This window comes from Candidatus Nanopusillus massiliensis (assembly GCF_920984865.1).
Genome location: NZ_OV100765.1, coordinates 252,468 through 253,306, shown reverse-complemented (window position 1 = coordinate 253,306; position 839 = coordinate 252,468). Strand labels below are relative to the sequence as shown.

The window sequence follows — 839 nt, the reverse complement described above, 5'->3', positions numbered from 1 at the left end:
TTCAATAGATCTCTTAAGTGCTGATTTAATTTTTGCTGTTTCCCAGCTATGTTACTTCTTCCAACATATTCTGCCCTAAAATGTTCAGTAATTGAATCTATAATTACTAATCTTATATTTCTTCTTTCATGAATTAAACTTGGTATTTTCTTTACAATATTTAGTTGATGATCTGAATTATATGCCCTTATAAATATTATATTCTTTAATACATTATCTTGGTCCAGTTCTACACCTTTTGCCATTTGTACAATTCTCTCTGGTCTAAATGTTCCTTCAGTGTGCAATATAAGCTGCCTGAGCTGGTTTATCAGGTTCGCTTAATCCACCTTTTTCCTTTGGTAATTTAACATTAACTGATAATTGATGTCCTAATTGCGTTTTTCCAGAACCAAATTCACCAAAAGCCTCTATTAATGCCTGTGTTTCAATACCTCCACCAAGTAAATCATCTAGAGCTTTTCAACCNNTGGTTATCCTTTCAACAGCTTTTCTTGAGCTATAGAAATCATATGCAGATATAAATCCTTGTCCAACAATATCTTGAGCCATTTCTACTAATTTTTCAGCATTTTCTTCCTCCTAGTCCAACTTTTTCTACTAATTCATGAAAAGAAGATACAGCAAGATATTTCTGATGAAAATATACCAGCTTCTCTTAATTTCTGTGCAGTTTTTGGACCTACACCAGGTAAATCTTCCAAATCTTTAATTTGTTTCTTTTCTTCCTCTTCCATTACAAAATATATAATTAAAGTTTATAATTTTATATAAAGTTAAATTCTCTCATTAAAATGTTCTTTATTTCTTCTTTACTTATCGAAAATATCTTAGATAAC

At 30.2% G+C, this 839-nt stretch carries 2 protein-coding genes and 1 pseudogene; all 3 read right to left on the bottom strand.

What is annotated here, in order from left to right; all coding sequences use genetic code 11:
• Nucleotides 1–287 (bottom strand): annotated as a pseudogene (locus tag LUA84_RS05190) (DNA repair and recombination protein RadA); the annotation flags it as partial.
• Nucleotides 277–414, bottom strand: coding sequence for a hypothetical protein (locus LUA84_RS05185; RefSeq protein WP_256443587.1), 138 nt, complete (start codon nucleotides 412–414; stop codon nucleotides 277–279). The pseudogene LUA84_RS05190 and the gene LUA84_RS05185, both read right to left, overlap by 11 nt.
• 191 nt (nucleotides 415–605) lie before the next feature.
• Nucleotides 606–737, bottom strand: coding sequence for a helix-hairpin-helix domain-containing protein (locus LUA84_RS05180; protein WP_231434167.1), 132 nt, complete (start codon nucleotides 735–737; stop codon nucleotides 606–608).
• Nucleotides 738–839: the final 102 nt, after the last annotated feature.